The organism is Pantoea vagans (assembly GCF_004792415.1).
Lineage (GTDB): Bacteria > Pseudomonadota > Gammaproteobacteria > Enterobacterales > Enterobacteriaceae > Pantoea > Pantoea vagans.
Genome location: NZ_CP038853.1, coordinates 301,703 through 319,530, shown reverse-complemented (window position 1 = coordinate 319,530; position 17,828 = coordinate 301,703). Strand labels below are relative to the sequence as shown.

16 protein-coding genes are annotated in these 17,828 nt (G+C 55.5%); 10 read left to right on the top strand and 6 right to left on the bottom strand.

All coding sequences use genetic code 11. The features are described from left to right. Positions 1 to 237 precede the first annotated feature (237 nt). Positions 238 to 1,293 carry an AI-2E family transporter gene (locus tag EGO56_RS01500; RefSeq protein WP_013359367.1) on the top strand — a complete coding sequence of 352 codons (1,056 nt, stop codon included), beginning with the start codon at positions 238 to 240 and terminating at the stop codon, positions 1,291 to 1,293. On the opposite strand, the gene EGO56_RS01495 is transcribed toward EGO56_RS01500, so the two are convergent. Beyond that, positions 1,282 to 1,965, bottom strand: a complete 684-nt coding sequence (locus EGO56_RS01495; protein WP_135907528.1) for a FadR/GntR family transcriptional regulator — start codon at positions 1,963 to 1,965, stop codon at positions 1,282 to 1,284. The genes EGO56_RS01500 and EGO56_RS01495 overlap by 12 nt on opposite strands. Positions 1,966 to 2,113: 148 nt before the next feature. Here EGO56_RS01495 and uxuA point away from each other — a divergent pair, with 148 nt between their 5' ends. The 5 genes from uxuA (at position 2,114) to EGO56_RS01470 (ending at position 9,309) form a co-directional block, all read left to right on the top strand. Further along, positions 2,114 to 3,298 (top strand): mannonate dehydratase, encoded by a 1,185-nt coding sequence (gene uxuA, locus EGO56_RS01490; RefSeq protein ID WP_135907527.1) that lies wholly within the window; start codon positions 2,114 to 2,116, stop codon positions 3,296 to 3,298. A gap of 281 nt (positions 3,299 to 3,579) precedes the next feature. Then, positions 3,580 to 5,187, top strand: coding sequence for an EAL domain-containing protein (locus EGO56_RS01485; protein WP_135907526.1), 1,608 nt, complete (start codon positions 3,580 to 3,582; stop codon positions 5,185 to 5,187). A gap of 439 nt (positions 5,188 to 5,626) precedes the next feature. Further along, positions 5,627 to 7,132, top strand: coding sequence for a glycine betaine/L-proline transporter ProP (proP, locus tag EGO56_RS01480; protein WP_135907525.1), 1,506 nt, complete (start codon positions 5,627 to 5,629; stop codon positions 7,130 to 7,132). A gap of 127 nt (positions 7,133 to 7,259) precedes the next feature. Beyond that, positions 7,260 to 8,237, top strand: coding sequence for a porphobilinogen synthase (gene hemB / locus EGO56_RS01475; protein WP_135907524.1), 978 nt, complete (start codon positions 7,260 to 7,262; stop codon positions 8,235 to 8,237). 103 nt (positions 8,238 to 8,340) lie between these two features. Then, entirely contained in the window at positions 8,341 to 9,309 is a 969-nt protein-coding gene (locus EGO56_RS01470; RefSeq protein WP_013359373.1) for a GGDEF domain-containing protein, read from the top strand. Between the two features lie 26 nt (positions 9,310 to 9,335). On the opposite strand, the gene EGO56_RS01465 is transcribed toward EGO56_RS01470, so the two are convergent. Beyond that, entirely contained in the window at positions 9,336 to 10,358 is a 1,023-nt protein-coding gene (locus EGO56_RS01465; protein ID WP_135907523.1) for an alpha/beta fold hydrolase, read from the bottom strand. Positions 10,359 to 10,703: 345 nt separating this feature from the next. Here EGO56_RS01465 and EGO56_RS01460 point away from each other — a divergent pair, with 345 nt between their 5' ends. After that, complete coding sequence (locus EGO56_RS01460) at positions 10,704 to 11,222, top strand: AraC family transcriptional regulator (RefSeq protein WP_238348989.1); 519 nt, start codon at positions 10,704 to 10,706, stop codon at positions 11,220 to 11,222. Here the strand turns inward: EGO56_RS01460 and EGO56_RS01455 are convergent. After that, positions 11,204 to 11,863: an epoxyqueuosine reductase QueH gene (locus tag EGO56_RS01455; protein WP_013359376.1), complete on the bottom strand. Its 660-nt coding sequence runs from the start codon at positions 11,861 to 11,863 to the stop codon at positions 11,204 to 11,206. The genes EGO56_RS01460 and EGO56_RS01455 overlap by 19 nt on opposite strands. A 271-nt stretch (positions 11,864 to 12,134) precedes the next feature. Between EGO56_RS01455 and EGO56_RS01450 the strand changes: the two genes are divergently transcribed. Then, a complete protein-coding gene (locus EGO56_RS01450; protein WP_135907522.1) occupies positions 12,135 to 13,523 on the top strand; it encodes a sugar porter family MFS transporter in 1,389 nt (462 codons plus the stop codon). A 15-nt stretch (positions 13,524 to 13,538) separates the two neighbouring features. Here EGO56_RS01450 and EGO56_RS01445 read toward each other — a convergent pair whose 3' ends face one another. Next, the gene (locus EGO56_RS01445) at positions 13,539 to 14,216 is read right to left on the bottom strand and encodes an SDR family oxidoreductase (RefSeq protein ID WP_135907521.1); all 678 of its coding nucleotides are present in this window, start codon (positions 14,214 to 14,216) and stop codon (positions 13,539 to 13,541) included. 227 nt (positions 14,217 to 14,443) lie between these two features. Here EGO56_RS01445 and EGO56_RS01440 point away from each other — a divergent pair, with 227 nt between their 5' ends. Further along, the gene (locus EGO56_RS01440) at positions 14,444 to 15,463 is read left to right on the top strand and encodes a LacI family DNA-binding transcriptional regulator (RefSeq protein ID WP_135907520.1); all 1,020 of its coding nucleotides are present in this window, start codon (positions 14,444 to 14,446) and stop codon (positions 15,461 to 15,463) included. A 58-nt stretch (positions 15,464 to 15,521) separates the two neighbouring features. On the opposite strand, the gene EGO56_RS01435 is transcribed toward EGO56_RS01440, so the two are convergent. Then, positions 15,522 to 16,349 (bottom strand): hypothetical protein, encoded by an 828-nt coding sequence (locus tag EGO56_RS01435; protein ID WP_033784226.1) that lies wholly within the window; start codon positions 16,347 to 16,349, stop codon positions 15,522 to 15,524. 1 nt (position 16,350) lies between these two features. Further along, positions 16,351 to 16,548: a hypothetical protein gene (locus tag EGO56_RS01430; RefSeq protein ID WP_013359382.1), complete on the bottom strand. Its 198-nt coding sequence runs from the start codon at positions 16,546 to 16,548 to the stop codon at positions 16,351 to 16,353. A gap of 293 nt (positions 16,549 to 16,841) precedes the next feature. Between EGO56_RS01430 and EGO56_RS01425 the strand changes: the two genes are divergently transcribed. Continuing rightward, positions 16,842 to 17,828, top strand: coding sequence for an aldo/keto reductase (locus EGO56_RS01425; RefSeq protein ID WP_135907519.1), 987 nt, complete (start codon positions 16,842 to 16,844; stop codon positions 17,826 to 17,828).

Genomic DNA, 17,828 nt, shown 5'->3' with positions numbered 1-17,828 from the left:
CTTTAACTATACCCGCTTTCGCCACCGGCGCATCACACTGGTACGGTTATCGGGAAGCAGAACGCGGCGCAAAAACAGCAACAGCAGGAGGTCGCGGTCCTGCCGTCATAGCTGAGTGCGGTGGCACTGATTATCTCGCTATTATGCCGCCGCGCTTTACCGTTTCTCTGATAAATCAGTTTGTTAATTTTCTTTCAGCTACACTTCCAACAGCCAGATTACGTCACGGGAGAGGCAATGAGCGAGCTGCAACGGGAAAAGATTGGACAAAATATTCTGATAAAACTAGCGATGCTGGTCATCATTCTTGCCGGGGTTCGGGCCGCGTCCGATATTCTGGTCCCGCTTCTGCTGGCGGCGTTCTTTGCCATTGTGCTCAACCCGCTGGTGACAATGCTGATGCGTCGTGGCTTCCGTCGTGGACTGGCGATTGGGCTGGTCATTACCGTGATCTTCTGCGGCATCCTGCTGCTGGGTGCCATCATTGCCAGCTCAATGAGCGAGTTTTCTGACCTTTACCCGCAACTGCGCGCCACCATGGAACAGAAAATGACGGTGCTGCAACATCTGGCGGCGGGCTTTCATCTCAATATTTCTACCGACGCGCTGGTGCAGCGTTTCGACCCGAATACTATGGTGAACCTGGCGAGCGCGGCGCTCAGCGGCTTTTCCGGCGCGATGACCAATACTGTGCTGCTGGTGCTGACCGTGGTCTTTATGCTGTTTGAAGTTCATCATCTGCCTTACAAAATGCGTAACGCGCTGGTGAACCCGAAAATCCGTATCGCCGGGCTGCATAAGGCGCTGAAAGGCGTAACACACTATCTGGCGCTGAAAACCCTGGTGAGTCTCATCACCGGCATCGCCGTCTGGCTGAGTCTCTATCTGCTGGATGTGAAGTTCGCGCTGCTGTGGGGCGTCGTGGCCTTTATCCTCAACTATATTCCTAATATCGGCCCGATTATTGCCGGCATTCCGCCCTTTCTGCAGGCGCTGTTACTGAACAGCCTGTTTGATGCCGCGATGGTGGCTGCGCTGTTTACCGCGATTCATATGGTATTCGGCAACATGCTTGAACCGCGCCTGATGGGTCGCGGCCTGGGCTTATCAACGCTGGTGGTGTTCCTGTCACTGGTCTTCTGGGGCTGGCTGCTCGGTCCGGTCGGTATGCTGCTCTCGGTGCCGCTGACCAGCATTACCAAAATCCTGATGGAGACCACGCCGGGCGGCAGCCGTCTGGCGATTATGCTCGGCACCGGACGACCTAAACGCGTCCGGGGATTAACCAAGTAGCTGCTGCTGCACGTGCTGCAGATGGCTCTCCATCGCCTGGCGGGCCGCTGCTTCGTCGCCTGCCACAATCGCGTTGGTAATCTGCTGATGGTCAGCGTTCATCGCCTGCGCAAAGCTGTTATCGGCATAATGGCGTTCCAGCCGCTGCACATGCGGGCTGTGACGCCGGTTCCAGAGCTGCTCCAGCAGGTCGCGTAACACGTCATTACCGCTCATCTCGCCGATCAGCAGATGGAAGCGTTTATCCTGCTCCAGAAACGCCGCATCGTTTTCATTGTAGTGCTGCAGTTCAGCGGTCAGCGCCAGCAGTGCCTCCCGCTGCCCGGAGGTACCGTTACGGGCGGCAAATCCTGCCAGCATGCCTTCAAAGGCTTCACGCGCCTGCAAAAGATCCTGCAGGCTGCAGGTTTCACTCTCCTGCGGGATGGCGGCCTGGGGCAGCGGCTGAGCGACGTAGACACCGTTGCCGGTGCGGATATCGACCCAGCCGGTCATCTCCAGCGCAATCAATGCTTCACGCACTGACGAACGGCTGACACCCAGCTGTTTTGCCAGCTCGCGTTCGGGTGGCAGCAGGCCGCCCGCCACAAAATCACCGCGCGTGATGCCGGCCATAATGGCGTTGGCGATCTGACGATACAGGCGCTCCGTCTTGATGACTGGCAGGCTCATTATCCTCTCCTTTTATTCCGCATAAACCGCTCACTTGCCGGATGCAGTTTGTCATGCTGCGATCCGGATCACGGCCCTGATGTGTCCACTATCATACTCTTGGCCCAGCGGCCTGACCACTGGGCCACATCACAGTTGAGGAGTAAAAATGGAACATACATGGCGATGGTACGGCCCGAACGATCCGGTCTCCCTGGATGATGCGCGTCAGGCGGGCGCAACCGGTATTGTGACGGCGCTGCACCATATCCCTAACGGTGAAGTGTGGCCGGTTGAGGAGATTAAAGCGCGTCAGGCACTGCTGGCGGAAAAGGGTCTGGTCTGGTCGGTGGTGGAGAGCATCCCGGTTCATGAGTCGATAAAAACCCAGCGCGGTGACTACCTTCGCTATATCGCCAGCTATCAGCAGTCGATACGCAATCTGGCCGCCTGCGGCATTGATACCGTCTGCTACAACTTTATGCCGGTGCTGGACTGGACACGCACCGACCTCGCCTGGACGCTGCCGGATGGCGCAAAAGCGCTACGCTTCGACGCCGACGCTTTCGCCGCCTTCGAACTTTATCTGCTGCAGCGTCCGGGCGCGGAGCAGGATTATAGCCCGGCTGAACAGCAGGCCGCCGCTCAGCGCTTTGCCACCATGAGCGCTGAGGATAAAAGCACGCTGGTACGCAATATTATCGCCGGTCTGCCCGGTGCCGAAGAGGGTTACACCCTGGAGCAGTTCCAGGCGCAGCTGGCGCAGTATGACGGCATCGACAAAGCGAAACTGCGCGAGCATATGGCAACCTTCCTGCGCGCTATTGTGCCGGTTGCGGAGGAAGTGGGGATTAAACTGGCGGTGCATCCGGACGATCCGCCGCGCCCCATTCTGGGCCTGCCGCGCATTATCTCTACCCAGGAAGATATGCAGTGGCTGAAGGAAACCGTGGACAGTCTGCACAACGGTTTCTGCTTCTGTACCGGTTCCTATGGCGTGCGTGCCGACAATGCGCTGGTTGAGATGGCGGAAACCTATGCCGACCGCATCAACTTTGTCCACCTGCGCGCCACAAAGCGCGAGGCAAACCCCAGCAGCTTCCATGAAGCCGCGCACCTGGCGGGCGACGTCGATATGGTCGGCGTCATCAGGGTCATTCTGGCGGAAGAGCAGCGGCGGCGGCGGGCGGGCAATCAGCGAGCGATTCCGATGCGCCCCGATCACGGCCATCAGATGCTGGACGACCTGCATAAACGTACCAATCCCGGCTATTCTGCCATTGGCCGGCTGAAAGGACTGGCTGAGCTGCGCGGCGTTGAAGTGGCGCTGAAACAGATCTATTTTGCTGATTAAGAATCACCTTTACCCTGCGCCCGCTCTCAGGCGGGCCAGGGTTACCCCAGGCGGCGGCGGCAATTCCTCCTTCTGCCCTGCCTCCGTTCTCGCCTGTTTTTTTGCTGAATACCAATAAAGGCAAAACAACCTGTCAATAAAATGTAAAGTCTGGTCGATAATTGACCTGAGTCAGTTCAGCTAATGGCAAAAACGCTAATCTGCACCGCCCGGAGAAATGCTATGCTGCGCCACTGATTAGCCCCTTCGTATAATACCAATAATATCCAGAGGATTTAGCGGTGCCGCTACTGAAACGAAAACGCGACTACGCCAGGCTGGTGATTATTATCTCCGGCGTGCTGCCTCTGATTATTGGCATTTTTTTCACGGCCCTTGATGCGCGCCACACCGTGCGGCAGCAGCAGATGAGCGCGGCAAAGACGCTGTTATCTCAGGCTGAGAGAATGAGCGACAGCGCCTGGAATATGATTACTGAGCTGCGCCAGTTTCAGCATCAGCCCTGCAGCCAGATTGAAAGCCAGTTACAGCGCATCGGTGCGCTGAATCCCTATTTTCGCGCCATTGGTAAAATGGAAGAAAACAGAATTGCCTGCTCTTCAGTCTATGGTACGAAGCCTGCTTTTCTGAGCGATATGATCATGCGTGATGCGCCGGTCACCGGAAAAGCCTGGTGGAGCCTGTCGATTGCCGGAACGGCGGGTGTGCCGGACCGTCCCGCAGTGATTTTTATGCGCGATCTGCCCGATGGTGAGGGGTTCTGGGCAGTCGTTGATGGCCAGTATCTGATCGATTTTATGCGCGCCATCAGCAGTACCCATCTCTATCATTTCAGCATGGAATTCAACGACGGCGCGCCGATCTCGTTTGGCGATCCGCAAATTGCCCTGTCCGGCTGGTTTGAACCGCTGATCTATCAGGCCAGCTCCAGCCGCTATCCGCTCTCTGTCACCCTTATTGCCTCACCCTCTGAGCTGATCCTGGCCTGGCGTCAGGTGATGTTGATCATCATGCCGATGGCGGTAATTTTCTCGATTCTGCTGATGATGCTGATGGCGAACTGGCTGCAACGGCGTATTTCCTGGCGCGATGAGATTCGGCGGGCCATCGCCAGCGGTCAGTTCAGGGCGCACTATCAGCCGGTCTATGACAACCGGCTGCAGCGCTGTAGCGGCGCAGAGGCACTGCTGCGCTGGACAACGCCCGACGGTAACGGCATCCGGCCCGATATTTTTATCGGTGCCGCTGAAGCGGAAGGCATGATTGTGCCGCTGACCCGTCATCTGCTCGATTTAATTGCAGAGGATGTGCAGGCATGGCAGGTTGAGCCAGGCTTCCATCTGGCCATTAATGTGGCGGCCGATCATCTGCAGCACCCGGACTTTGTAGACGATATGCTGCACTTTGCTGACCGGGTTAAAGATAAGCGGTTCCTGATTACCCTGGAGCTGACCGAACGCAGCCTGATCAAAGATGGCGTTGAGGTGGCACGCAAACTGGAGCAGCTGCGCGGTTGCGGAATGAAAGTGGCGATTGATGATTTTGGTACCGGTCACTGTTCGCTGAGTTACTTACAGACCTTCACTATGGATTATCTGAAGATCGATCGCGGCTTTATCAACGCGATTGAATCCCTGGAGGGCAGAACCCCGGTGCTGGATGCAATCATTCAGCTCAGTCATGAGCTTGAGCTGGAAGTGCTGGGGGAAGGCGTCGAGAACGCATTGCAGTTCAGCTATCTGCAACGGCGCGGCGTGGTCTTTATCCAGGGCTTTTATTATGCCCGCCCGATGGACAACGCGGCGTTGATTGCCTGGCTCGCCAGACAGGGCGAACAGTCGGTTAAAGCGAATCACGCCCCTGAGACTCATCAGACAGCCAGCATCTGAACCGACCCTGAACTGAACAGGCTTGCCGCGTAATATCGGCGTCTGCGCGTCTTTCGTTATGTCGCATGGCTTACTGCCATCCTGCTCTGTATAGCGAATAGCCACCTGCGGCGTCGGTATCGCCGCTCATTACCCCTTCCCGCCCCCAATTTGCTGAAAAAAACGGCGGTCGTCACGCAGCGTGATAATTTTTTTGCGCAGCTAAACAGCCGTATCAGGAGCAGAAATAGCCTGTATGTAGCCCAAACATGACAGATATCACACAAAAACGGTATACTCTGTCGCTGTTCGCAATAATAACAACAGTAATTATTGTGTCAGCGGGCGCGTAAACCGTGCTTATTTGAAGCTATGCTTAAATTTCTCAACGCAGCGGTCTGACTGCTTCACCCCGGCTCGCGCCGTTGAGGACTTTCGTGTTCCATTACAGGGTAATTCTATGAAATTGCGTAGGAAGCGTGTAAAACCAATTGGGATCGATGATGTAACCATCATCGATGATGCCCGTTTACGTAAAGCCATCACCGCGGCCTCTCTGGGTAACGCGATGGAGTGGTTCGACTTCGGTGTTTATGGCTTTGTGGCCTATGCACTGGGTAAAGTCTTCTTTCCGGATGCATCACCAGGCGTGCAGATGATCGCCGCGCTGGGTACCTTCTCTGTACCCTTCCTGATCCGTCCGCTGGGTGGTCTGTTCTTTGGTATGCTGGGCGACAAATATGGTCGTCAGAAAATCCTTTCCATCACCATCATCATCATGTCGGTCAGTACGTTCTGTATCGGCCTGATACCCTCCTATGCCTCCATCGGCATCTGGGCGCCGATTTTGCTGCTGTTAGCTAAGATGGCACAGGGCTTCTCGGTAGGCGGTGAATATACCGGTGCTTCAATCTTTGTCGCCGAATATTCGCCTGACCGTAAACGTGGCTTTATGGGAAGCTGGCTCGACTTCGGTTCGATTGCGGGCTTCGTGCTCGGTGCGGGCCTGGTGGTGCTGATCTCCTCCATTATCGGGGAAGAGAGATTCCTTGAGTGGGGCTGGCGTCTGCCGTTCTTCGTCGCGCTGCCGCTGGGCATCATCGGTCTTTACCTGCGTCATGCGCTGGAAGAGACCCCGGCATTCCAGCAGCACGTGGACAAACTGGAACAGGGCGACCGCGAAGGCCTGCAGGATGGTCCGCAGGTTTCGTTTAAAGAGATTGCGACCAAACACTGGCGCAGCCTGCTCTCCTGTATCGGTCTGGTTATCGCGACGAACGTTACCTACTACATGTTGCTGACGTACATGCCGAGCTACCTGTCGCACAACCTGCACTACAGCGAAGATCACGGCGTGATGATTATCATCGCCATTATGATCGGTATGCTGTTTGTTCAGCCGATGATCGGCATGATGAGTGACCGTTTTGGCCGTCGTCCGTTTGTCATCATCGGCAGTATTGCCCTGCTGGTCTTCGCAATTCCCGCCTTTATGATGATCAACAGTGGCGTGCTGGGCCTGATTTTTGCCGGTCTGCTGCTGATGGCAGTGATCCTCAACGCCTTTACCGGCGTAATGGCTTCGTCACTGCCTGCGATGTTCCCGACGCATATCCGCTACAGTGCGCTGGCGAGTGCGTTTAACATCTCGGTACTGGTTGCCGGTCTGACGCCAACGCTGGCGGCCTGGCTGGTAGAAACCACCAGCAACCTCTACATGCCAGCCTACTATCTGATGGTGGTGGCGGTGATTGGTCTGATTACCGGTCTGTTCATGAAAGAGACGGCGAACAAGCCACTGAAAGGTGCAACGCCAGCGGCCTCAGACATGGAAGAAGCGCGCGAAATCCTGCAGGAGCATCACGATAACATCGAGCACAAAATCGAAGATATCGACGAAGAAATTGCCCGCCTGGAAGCGAAACGTAAAAACCTGGTGCAGCAGCATCCGGATATCAACGAGTAATCGTTCTGCTCTCCCGCCGCCCGGCGGGAGAGTCCTTTTCCCCTCTTATTACCGCACACAAACCTTCATGCCTCGCGGGCAAAGAGAGTAAACTGTCGTCACTTTTTTCACCTGCGTAAGAATGAAAATGTCTGATTATTCCCTTATCCAGCGCCCAAGAAGATTGCGCGCCAGCGCTTCAATGCGTGAAATGTTCCAGGAGTCTTCTCTGAGCCTGAACGATCTGGCTCTGCCTATCTTTGTTGAAGAAGAAGTCGACGATTACAAAGCGATTCAGGCGATGCCTGGCGTAATGCGTATTCCGGAAAAACGTCTCGCTTATGAGATTGAGCGCATCGCCAAAGCGGGCATTCGCTCGGTGATGACCTTTGGTATTTCGCACCATACCGATGCGACCGGCAGCGATGCCTGGAACGAAAACGGTCTGGTGGCACGCATGTCCCGCATCTGCAAAGACACCGTGCCGGAAATGATCGTGATGTCTGACACCTGCTTCTGCGAATACACCAGCCACGGTCACTGTGGCGTGCTCTGCGATCACGGCGTCGATAACGATGCAACCCTGGCCAATCTGGGTAAGCAGGCCGTGGTTGCCGCCGCAGCCGGTGCGGATTTCATTGCGCCGTCAGCGGCAATGGATGGTCAGGTTGAGGCGATTCGCCGGGCACTGGACGCGGCGGGCTTTACCCAGACCGCCATCATGTCCTACTCCACCAAATTCGCTTCATCGTTTTACGGCCCGTTCCGTGAAGCCGCCGGAACGGCGCTGAAAGGCGACCGTAAAACCTACCAGATGAACCCGATGAACCGCCGTGAAGCGGTCCGTGAATCGCTGCTTGATGCGGCTCAGGGCGCGGATTCACTGATGGTGAAGCCGGCAGGTGCCTATCTGGATATTCTGCGCGACATTCGTGAACGCACCGAACTGCCGCTGGCGGCGTATCAGGTGAGTGGCGAATATGCAATGATCAAATTTGCCGCACAGGCCGGTGCCATTGATGAGCGTAATGTGGTGCTGGAAAGTCTCGGTGCGATTAAACGCGCCGGTGCGGACCTGATTTTCAGCTATTTCGCCCTTGATCTCGCAGAACAAAAAGTGCTCTGATCCCCTCCTCATAAAGAGCGTGGTTGCTATGTCACGCTCTTCTTCTTCGCCGTAAGGCAAACACCAGAACCTGGCTTCCGCTAAAACAATAAAGGTCTCTGTGATGAAAGCACCTGAAATCCCTGCCGACGAGGCACAACGTTTATCGCAGTTGCGTGCGCTGAACATCATGAACACGCCAGCGGAAGAGCGGTTTGATCGTTTAACCCGCCTGGCGCGCCGCCTGTATGACGTCCCTATCGCGTTAGTCAGCCTGCTGGAAAATGACCATCAGTGGTTTAAATCTGCTCAGGGCTATGAACCTAAAGGATCACCCCGCAACATCTCCTTTTGCGGCCATGCCATCCTGCAGGATGAGATCATGATCGTTGAAGATGCGCAAAAAGATGCGCGTTTTCATGACAATCCGCTGGTGACCGGCGAACCGCATATTCGCTTTTATGCAGGCTGTCCGCTGCGTGCGCCCGGCGGCGCGAAAATGGGTACGCTCTGCATTATTGGCCGCGAACCGCGTCAGTTCAACGAAGAGGATCAGGCCACGATGCGCGACCTGGCCGCGATGGCCGAAGCGGAACTGGTCGCCTTTCAGACCGCCACCTGCGATGAGCTGACCCAGATTACCAACCGCCGCGGCTTTATGACGCTGGGGCAGATGGTACTGAATGAGTGCCTGATGAAAAACCGGCCCGCCTGCCTGACCTTTCTCGATCTCGACAAGTTTAAGCAGATTAACGACACGCTGGGCCACCGTGAAGGCGACCGCGCGCTGATGGACTTTGCCGATGCGATGAAGGTGGTGTTTAAGCACTCCGATCTGTTTGCCCGTCTGGGCGGCGATGAGTTCGTGGTGCTGTTTAACGGCCTGCAGCAGCAGCAGAGCGAAGCGTTACTCGCCCGGTTCGACCATTATCTGCAACAGCAGTCCGTCAGTCTGAATCGTCGTTACCGCCTGCAATTTTCGTCCGGCGTGGTGGAGTTTGACGCAGCGCATCCGCAGTCGCTGGAACAGTTGCTGCACGACAGCGATGAGCAGATGTACCTCAGGAAAAAGCAGAAACGCGTAGCGGTTTGAGATCAGGCGCCGCAGCGCCTGACCATTCAGGGCCGCGCCAGATCGTCGAGCAGCGTCTGATTAAACGTTGCCGGTTCTTCCATTTGTGGCGCGTGCCCCATCCCGGGAAATTCAATTAAACGCGCGCCCGGAATGCGTTTTGCGGCCTCTTTACCCAGCACCGCGTAATCGCCCAGCCGGGCTTTCACATCTGCAGAAGCGATATCACTGCCGATGGCCGTGGTGTCTGAGGTGCCGATCATCAGAGTGGTCGGGACTTTCAGATCGCCAAATTCATAAAATACCGGCTGCGTGAAAATCATGTCGTAGATGAGGGCGGAGTTCCACGCCACTTTCTGATGTCCCGGCCCGCTGTTGAGTCCGGCCAGCATATCGACCCACTTGTCATATTCCGGTTTCCAGCGCCCGACATAGTAAGTCTGCTGTTCATACTTCTTAATGCCCTCTGCGCTGAGTTTGAGTTCACGCTGATACCACTGATCTACCGAACGCCACGGCGCGCCTTTGGCCTTCCAGTCCTCCAGCCCAATCGGGTTGACCAGCACCAGCTTCTGCGTCTGTTCCGGGTACATCAGCGCATAACGCGTGGCCAGCATTCCGCCCGTAGAGTGACCGATAATTACCGCCTTCTCCACACCCAGCCGGGCGAGCAGCTGATGGGTGTTTTCAGCCAGCTGCTGAAAGCTGTATTGATAGCTGGCGGGCTTGGTCGAGCTGCAGAAGCCAATCTGGTCAGGCGCGATAACGCGATAGCCCTGCTGGCTCAGCGCACGAATGGTCTCTTCCCACGTTGCACCACAGAAGTTTTTACCGTGCATCAGCACCACCGTTTTGCCGTTGGCCTGTTGCACCGGCTTCACATCCATATAGCCCATACTCAGCGTTTGCTGCTGGGACTGAAAATCGAAATGCTGCAGAGGATAGGGGTAATGAAATCCTTCCAGCTGTTCGCCATAAACAGGCGCGGCACTGGCGGGCGCATGCGCAAATAAAGCCAGCGAGGTGAGCAAAGCGGCAAGCGGTTTTTTCAACGCGTATGTCGGGCTCATCCGGGGTTCTCCAGGTTAAAGGTGAGTCGTAAGCCTGGCATGTCGCGGCAGAAAATCTATTGATGGTCCGTGCTATGGCGTTGATTTCACAGACGCTGGCCGCCTTAACCGCGAAGCGGCAAGCGAAATACTCTGCTCGCGTTTATCGTTATCCGCCCTGGATCAATTATTTCCCTTATAATTAACAACAGACTAATTACAATTCATCTTTTTTATTAATAACTGCTGTTCATATGAATATCTTCAGAGATAACGATTCAAATACTGAAAGAACTTTACGCAAAGAATAAGCACATTAAGATAAATAATTCATAATTCCGCTGAATTAAACAGGGGAGAACAGCCATGAAAGAAAACAGATATAACGAAAGCGTGATCGTCTCTGTCACTGAGTGGATTAATAATAATCTCGACCAGCGTTTAAGCGTGGATGATATTGCAGAAAAAGCCGGGTATTCGAAATGGTATTTACAGAAACTCTTTGCCCGTTATCATAATGAAACGCTGGCGCGCTATATTCGTAAGAAAAAACTTAACGCCAGTGTGAATGATTTAAAAAACAGCCGCACGCCAATCATCAGCCTGGCGCTGAAATACCATTTTGAAAGCCAGCAATCTTTTACCCGCTCGTTTAAGCAGATTATGGGCTGCACGCCAAGCGCCTGCCGTAAACGACTGATGAGTGAAGAAGCGAAGCAGCAGATGGCCGACGTTGACGACCCCTGCGCGCTGTGCAGCTACGTCCGGCCAAGCAGTATAAAGCAAAGCTGTGGCGTAACAGTCCGGCCTGTACGCGCTCAGCGCGCGGCTATGCGCAGGCAGATGCTTTCTGCGATATCAGTTAATCAGGATTCATCCGGCTGATAATATTGCACACCAATCTTAATACGCTCACGTCCCTGGGTGACGCGATGACGATTGGTGTCGCGCAGTGAATAGACGCAGCCGCAATATTCCTGCTGATAGAAGCTCTCGCGCTTGCTGATTTCAATCATGCGCGCCGATCCGCCACCTTTACGCCAGTTAAAATCCCAGTAGAGCAGATCCGGATACGCCGCCGCTGCGCGGACACCACAGCTATTAATCTGCTTCATATCTTTCCAGCGTGAAATACCCAGACAACTGGTCATTACCGGGAATCCGTTCTCATGGGCATAGAGTGCCGTGCGCTCAAAGCGCATATCAAAGCACATGGTGCAGCGTTCACCCCGTTCCGGCGACCACTCCAGCCCGCGCGCCCGCTCAAACCAGTTATCCCGGTCGTAGTCAGCATCGACAAACGGCACACCAAATTTCTCGGCAAAGCGAATATTCTCCTCTTTGCGCAGCTCATACTCTTTGAGCGGATGAATATTCGGGTTGTAGAAATAGATGGTGTATTCAATGCCGGAAGCCAGCATCGCTTCCATCACTTCCCCCGAACAGGGTGCGCAGCAGGAGTGCAGTAAAACTTTTTTATGGCCGCCCGGCAAGGGCAGCGGCTGACGCTGGAAAGGTTCAGACATAAGCACCTTCAATCAATAGCAGAAAGGCGGAAGTGTAATGCCGCAGGCGGTCAGTTGCAAAATCTGACCTGATGCAGGCTGCTTTGCGTATTCGTGCCCCGGCTGCGCTTTGCCGTTTCTGCATCAACCTGCTGATCTCTGATGCTTTCTTTTCACAGTCATGTTGTGCGACCCCGGCGATAGCCGGAAGTGTGATCGGACCCACATTGATATCGACTATGTTTACATAACATTAACAATATTGACACTGAATCACCGCAAGGAGACTCGCATGGTCGCGACTAAAAAATCGGGAAGTCATCAGAACCGTTTTACCTGGTTCGTCTGTTTTATGGCGGCGCTGTCCGGCCTGCTGTTCGGTCTGGATATCGGCGTCATCGCAGGGGCCTTGCCGTTCCTGGCGAAAGATTTGCAGATTACCAACCATCAGCAGGAGTGGGTGGTGAGTTCGATGATGTTTGGTGCGGCGCTGGGTGCGCTGGCGGCGGGCTGGATGTCCTCAAAGCTGGGACGTAAGAAAAGCATGCTGGCGGGCGCGACGCTGTTTGTGATTGGCTCGCTGTGGTCCGCCTTTTCTCCCGATGTGGAGTCGCTGGTCTGTGCCCGCGTGATGCTGGGGCTGGCGGTAGGGATCGCCTCTTACACCGCGCCGCTCTATCTGGCGGAGATTGCGCCGGAACGTATTCGTGGCTCAATGATTTCGATGTACCAGCTGATGCTGACCACCGGCATCGTGGTCGCTTATCTCTCCGACACCGCCTTCAGCTACAGCGGCAACTGGCGCGGGATGCTCGGCGTTATCGCTATTCCGGCGGTGATCCTGTTTATCGGCGTGCTGTTTTTGCCCAACAGTCCGCGCTGGCTGGCGGCGCACGGACGCTTCAACGAGGCGCAGCGCGTGCTGGATCGGCTGCGTAACAGCAGCGAACAGGCGCGGGAGGAGCTGGAAGAGATCCGGGAAAGCCTCCAGGTGAAACAGCGCGGCTGGTCGCTGTTCCGCTCTAATGGCAATTTCCGCCGCGCGGTCTGGCTGGGGATGCTGCTACAGGTAATGCAGCAGTTTACCGGCATGAACGTGGTGATGTATTACGCCCCTAAAATCTTCAATATTGCCGGTTTCTCCAGCACCAGTGAGCAGATGTGGGGCACGGTGATTGTCGGGCTGGTCAACATGCTGGCCACGCTGATTGCCATCTTTTTTGTCGATCGCTGGGGTCGCAAGCCGATGCTGACCACCAGTTTTCTGGTGATGGCGGTGGGCATGGGCGTACTGGGAACGCTGCTGCATATCGGCGTCGAAACAGATTTCCGCAAATACTTTGCGGTCGCGATGCTGCTGATGTTTATCGTTGGCTTTGCAATGGCGGCCGGACCGGTCATCTGGCTGCTCTGTTCAGAAATTCAGCCGCTGAAAGGGCGTGACTTCGGCATTACGGCTTCCACCACCACCAACTGGGTCGGCAACATGATAGTGGGAGCCACTTTCCTGACGATGCTGGATCAGCTGGGGAATGCCAACACCTTCTGGTTCTACGGCGCGCTCAATCTGGTGTTTATCGTGCTGACGATGATGCTGGTACCCGAGACCACACATGTGACGCTGGAGCACATTGAACGCAACCTGATGAAGGGTAAGGCACTGCGGGACATCGGGGCGTAACCGCCCCGTATCCACTTACCACTGCAGCTGCTGGCCGGCGTAATCGACGTAGTGATGCCCCCCACGTCCGCGCCATTGGGTCAGCTGCTGAACGATACCGGCGGCGCTCTCTTCTGCCGTCAGGGGCGCACTCTCGCCGCCCATGTCCGTTTTCACCCAGCCGGGATGCAGCGTCAGCAGCGTCCCGTTCTGTGCTTCAACCGCCGGGGTCAGCGTGCGGCTCAGCATATTCAGTGCGGCTTTACTGGCCGAGTAAATCGGCATCTGTGCCTCCGGGTTTTCATTCAGGCTGCCGAGCTGGGATGAGGTCAGCGCCAGTACGCCCTCCGGCTTCAGCAGCGGCAGCAGAATCTCTGCACTGCGAACCGGGGCTATCGCATTGGTCAGGAACAGCTGTGCCAGTTCCTGATCGTCACTCTGCGACACCTTCTGGTGCGAAGGCCCGGAAATTCCGGCATTGATCAGAATCGCGTCGAACGCGTTGCCACTGAGCTGGACGGCAAGCTGCTTAACTGCCGATGCGTCGGTCATATCCAGCGCCTGCCAGTCGATACCTGGCCTGTTGCCCTGTTCCGGAACACCGCTGCGATGGGTGGCCGTGACCTGCCAGCCCTCACCGGCAAACGCCTGCACGACCGCCAGACCGATACCGCGTGAAGCACCAATAATCAGAACTTCTTTTTGCTGCGCCATATTCACTCCTCGTTAATTGTCTCGCTACAAGCTTAACGGTATTTCCGCCCGGACAGCGGCCCGCTGTGCTTTTTAGCCTGACAACCGCACTGAGGGTAAAAGCGCATGGCGCAACGCTGTTGATGGTTTTCCATCATCAAATTACTTTATCTTTTACTTTTAACCGGTTAGAAGAGATAAACAGTCTGACAGGCAGCAGCTAATCGCCATTTACCCGTGGAGTCTGAATGAAAAAGCTCACCTTAGAGGTGGTGGCAAAAATGGCGGGCGTCGGGATTGCGACGGTCGACCGGGTGCTGAATGAGCGTGGCGGCGTCTCGCTGGAGACCAGCCGCAAAGTTCTGAAGGCCGCGCGTGAAGCGGGACTCCGGCGTCTGCTGCCAGAGGAGTATCAGCATCCGTGGCAAATCGAAGTCTTCCTCAGTAACAACGGCTCATCCTTTTTTCAGCAGCTCACCTCCTGTTTCAGCGAGATCGCCAGTCAGCTTGGCTATCGCCGCCTGAAGCTGCATAAAACGCTGGTGGCCGAAGCGCAGCCCGAGCAGCTGGCACAGAGCATGGTCGCCCGCAGCAGCACCCGCGACGGCATTATTGTGTTTGCACATGACTCACCGCCTGTCTATCGGGCACTGGCGCTGTGCCGCAGCCGCAATGTGCCGGTGATCACCATCGTCACCGATCTGCCCGACGCTGATCGCCTGTGTCATGTTGGCATCGACCAGTATCAGGCAGGCCGCACCGCGGGCCTGCTGATGAGTAAAACCCTGAACCAGCCCGGCGACATTCTGATGGTCAGCGGCCGCTTTGATTATCGCGCCCACCGTCAGCGTATCGCCGGTTTCCGTGAAGCCATGGAGCAGCGTGCGCCGCAGCGTTATCTGCGTGAAGTGCTGTCGGGTCAGGATCAGCGGGAAACCATCCGCAGCGAACTGGCCCGCAATCTGCGTTCGTCACAGGCGATTGCCGGGGTCTACAACACCGGTATGGGCAACACGGACGTCAGCGACACCCTGCGCGCCCATCAGCTGCTGGGTAAATGCACCTACATCACCCATGAGCTTTATGATGTGACTCGCCAGCTACTGCTGAACGATGAAGTGGCGTTTACGCTGGATCAACATGCCCGGCATCATGCCCGGTTAGCGATCGATCTGATGCTGAGTCATCTGGAAACCGGTTATCAGCCGGATGTCTATCAGGCGGGTAAAGTCGCATTCCGGCTGTTTACGGCGGAAAATATGGTGTGAGATGAACCCGGTTTTCCCTGATGAGGCTGTTTAATCAGGGAAAACCCGGTGAGCATTTTTAATCCGACTCGTCACGGCTTTCATTGCTATCCGGACTGTCGTCATCATTACCCTGACTCTTCTCCACTTCCTGCGGATGTCCCATCGAAAGTGCCGTGGCGCTGGCCGGATCGAACAGTGACAGACTTTCAATCTGGTCCACCATGATCACTTTTCGGAACGACATCGCATCTTTGGGCTTCGAGTCAAGCGTGATCTCATGCTCGGCGTACCACTTACTGTAGTTATGCTCCACCGCCAGCTTCAGCGTCTTGCTGTCGCGATAGCCGCTCAGCATCGGGATCAGCACAATGTTTTTAGTGCTCTCATATTCAAAGGTTGAGGCATGCACCATGCCGATGTAAATACGGCGCGACTTCAGCGTAATCCACGCCAGCTCGCCCTCTTCCATGCACTGAAACAGCAGTTGCTCTACGCCATTGGAGCGTGACAGCCGCTGATAGAGGTCTTTACGCCCTGATACATTCAGGCGTGCGCTGCCCGCCCAGTTTGAGCGATAGAGGCAGAGCAGAATGGCGAAGGCGAGCATAATGACAACCGGTGCCTGGATGCCCAGGAAACTCCAGTTCATGAACTCCACCTGCCACTTCAGATGCACGCCGGGGATCATCTGCAGGGCATTGGCGATACCGGACATACAGAGCAGCAGCAGCCAGACGATGCCAGTGGCGAACACGCCCTGCAGAACAAAAATACAGCCGTAGAGCGCGACCAGAAAATAGACATCCCAGCCCGACGAGCGGCGGATTTTAAAGCGGCTGTTTAAATCACGGCTGGTGTACCAGTAACCACTGACCATCAGCACCATAAATATTGCGGTACCCACCTTACACTCCCTTTAACGTATTCACATGGCGGGCAAAATCTTCGTGGACTTCCTCACTCAGCGTATTGACCGAGATATTGCCGTTCTCATCAATAATGATGCGCTCACCTTCGGCGATGGAGTCGTTGATATCCTGACGGGTCATGATCTGCAGAAACTTCTCGGGACTGGCAAAGACCGACTTAACAAATTTAAACATAGCGATCCACTTGTTGGCCTGAAAATTGAAGTATGTGACCGAATCCACACTCTCGCCTGTTTAATTTCAGGTGAAATTTCTTAAAATCAATTAATTAGCGAAGCGGTATCCACACGATCCGGCCTGTTTTTTGCAGAAATCTTCAACGTAACCAGCAGCCTGCCGCAAAAAGCCTCCTGTTTATACCGGTCTGGTATGCAACAACGCCGGATCGCCTCACCGCCGGAAAGCGCTAAGCTCAATGGTTAGCCCTTTTCTGTCACCCTGTCTGAAACGCATCGAGGAAGGTTTGCATGAAATTACGAACACTGGGCCGTACCGGTCAGCGCGTCTCTGAAATTGGCTTTGGCGCATGGGCCATTGGCGGAACCTGGGGAGAAGTGAGCATGGAGGATGCCAAAGCCGCGCTGAACGCCGCGCTGGATGCGGGCATCACCTTTATTGATACCGCCGATGTCTATGGCGATGGCCGCTCAGAAAAGATTATCGCAGAGGTGCTGAACCAGCACGGCGGGGAACGCCCGTTTGTCGCCACCAAGCTGGGGCGTCGGCTTTCACCGCACGTGGCTGAGGGCTACAACGCCGAAAATCTCAACGCCTTTATCGATCGCTCACGTGAAAATCTGCAGACCGAAACGCTGGATCTGGTACAGCTGCACTGCCCGCCGACCGAGGTCTACTACAACCCGGACGTCTTCGCGGTGATGGATGAGATGGTGGCCGCCGGAAAAATCCGTCACTACGGTGTTTCTGTTGAGAAAGTCGAGGAAGGGCTGAAGGCGCTGGAATTTCCCAACGTCTCGTCGATTCAGCTGATCTACAACATTTTCCGCCAGCGTCCGGCAGAACTGCTGCTGAGTGAGGCGAAACGCCGTGATGTGGCGATCATCGCCCGTGTGCCGCTGGCTTCAGGTCTGCTGACCGGTAAAATGAATGCCGACAGCGTGTTTGCCGCTGACGACCATCGCACCTTTAACCGCAATGGCGAAGCGTTCGATAAGGGCGAGACCTTCTCTGGCGTGCCGTATGAGGTGGCGCTGGAAGCAGTTGAGGAGATTCGCCGCTTCGTGACGGGTGATACCACCATGGCGATGTTTGCGCTGCGCTGGATCCTGATGAACGAAGATGTCAGCGTGGTAATCCCTGGCGCGAAAAACCGTGAACAGGCTGAAGCCAATGCCCGCGCCAGCGACGTCGATGCGCTCTCTGAGGAGACGATGGCGGCGCTGAAGCAGATCTATCAGGAGAAGATCGCGCCTCACGTCCATCAGCGCTGGTAA